Here is a 2,093-nt window from a genome sequence, read left to right on the forward strand (position 1 = left end):
CGGAAAGCGAAGCGCCTGGAGCACAAATCAACAGCCTAATTTAACACAGCCATTAAAAAAGAAAAAGGTGATCGTTTGTTAACAACAAAAGTGAAAACGTTCAATAACTATATAAATGGTGAATGGCAGGCATCAGTCAGCCAAAAACAGTTTGTAAGTGTGAATCCAGCAAATACAGAAGACATTGTCGGTGCTTTCCAAGCCTCCAATGAGCAAGATGTCCTAGCAGCCATAGAAGCAGCTCAAGCTGCATTTCCAAATTGGGCAAAGACATCCCCATCAAAACGTGCAGCGATCTTAAATAAAGCAGCAAGCATTTTGGAAGAAAATGCTGATCAATACGCGGAAGAGTTGACAAGGGAAGAAGGAAAGCATATTACCGATGCTAAGAATGAAGTCATTCGGTCAGCACAAACTCTCCGCTTTTATGCCGTTGAAGGACAGACGATAACAGGAGAAACCTATCCAAATGATGATCCAGATATGAAAGTTATATCAGAAAGAGAACCACTTGGGGTGATCAGTGTCATTACGCCATGGAATTTTCCGCTTTCCATTCCTGCAAGAAAGATTGCACCAGCATTAATCACAGGTAATACAGTGGTTTTTAAACCTTCTTCAGATACACCATTAATTGCTTTGCGTCTTGTTGAAGCACTACAGCAGGCTGGTATACCTAGAGGTGTTATGAATTTTGTGACAGGGAAGGCTTCAGAAGTAGGGGATTCTTTGGTTTCTCATCCTGCCATTAAGGCAATTACCTTTACCGGTTCGACTGCTGCTGGGGAAGATATCCACAAAAAATCCTCATTTACCACTCGGACACAAATGGAGCTAGGCGGCAAAAATCCTTTAATCGTTATGGATGATGCAGATATTGAGCTAGCAGCTACATTAACCATTAACGGTGGTTTCTCCTTAACTGGGCAGGCGTGTACAGGAACAAGCAGAGTAATCGTTTTGAAAAATGTAAGAGAGCAATTTGTGGAAAAACTAATTGAAAAAACAAGTGCGTTAAAAATAGGAAATGGCTTTGAGGAAGGCGTGAAAATCGGACCTCTGGCAAATGAAAAGCAATTGAAAAATGTCCTGAAGTACATTGAGTATGGGAAGGAAGATGGAGCAGCATTGGTGTTTGGCGGTGAACAACTAACAACAGGTAAGTATCAACAGGGTTATTATGTTCAACCAGCTATCTTTATCAATGTAAAACCTGATCATCGAATTGCAAAGGAAGAAATCTTCGGTCCTGTAGTGGCGGTCATTGAAGTCGATACATATGAAGAGGCCATTCAGGTTGCAAATGATGTTGAGTATGGTTTGGCGGCAGCGATTGTTACAGATAGTCTGAAAATCGCTTCTAAATTTACAAAAGACATTCAAGCCGGAACCGTAAAGGTCAATCGAACCACCACTGGTAATTTAATGAATGCTCCATTTGGCGGGCTGAAAAAATCAAGTACATCAACATTCCGCGAATCCGGAAGAGTTGGTTTGGAATTTTTTACGCAATTAAAGACCGTTTATATCGGATATTAAATTAGAAAGTTTGAGGAGAATAAATAAATGAAAACCATCTTAAAATTAGAACTAGAAGAAGTGAAATTAATGATTGAAGCTGCTAAGAAGAAATCAGAGGACATCAATGTGCTGGAAACCATCGCCATTGTTGATGACGGAGGGAATTTAATCGCTCTTGAAAGAATGAATGGGGCGAGAATCACCGGTCCAGAAATTGCAATTGCGAAAGCCTACACGGCTTCTGGTCATAAACGTTCTACTCATTTATTTAATAAAGAGCCAAATGGTCCTGCATTACCAGGCAACGAAGCATTTGGGATTCAACAGATGCTGCCAGGAAAATTCGCCATTTTTGTTGGCGGTTTCCCAATTGTTGTAAATGGTGAAGTGGTTGGAGGAGTAGGCGTAAGCGGAGGGAACGGAGAGCAGGATATAGCCGTCGGAACCGCAGCACTCGAAGCCTTGCAAAAGCATGTTGAAAGTGATGGCCTTTCAGTATTAACACAGGCAGATATTAAAATTTAGGCTAAGTTAAAGCTTATTATTGATTATGGCACGCTGTTGATTTGTGC

At 41.0% G+C, this 2,093-nt stretch carries 2 protein-coding genes; both read left to right on the top strand.

The window, feature by feature from the left end; genetic code table 11:
- Window positions 1-75: 75 nt before the first annotated feature.
- Window positions 76-1,539, top strand: coding sequence for an aldehyde dehydrogenase family protein (locus tag CHI06_RS26635; protein WP_095251666.1), 1,464 nt, complete (start codon window positions 76-78; stop codon window positions 1,537-1,539).
- A 27-nt stretch (window positions 1,540-1,566) separates the two neighbouring features.
- A complete protein-coding gene (locus CHI06_RS26640; protein WP_095251667.1) occupies window positions 1,567-2,046 on the top strand; it encodes a GlcG/HbpS family heme-binding protein in 480 nt (159 codons plus the stop codon).
- Window positions 2,047-2,093: the final 47 nt, after the last annotated feature.

Source organism: Bacillus sp. 7884-1, from assembly GCF_002272245.1.
Classification (GTDB): domain Bacteria; phylum Bacillota; class Bacilli; order Bacillales; family Cytobacillaceae; genus Neobacillus.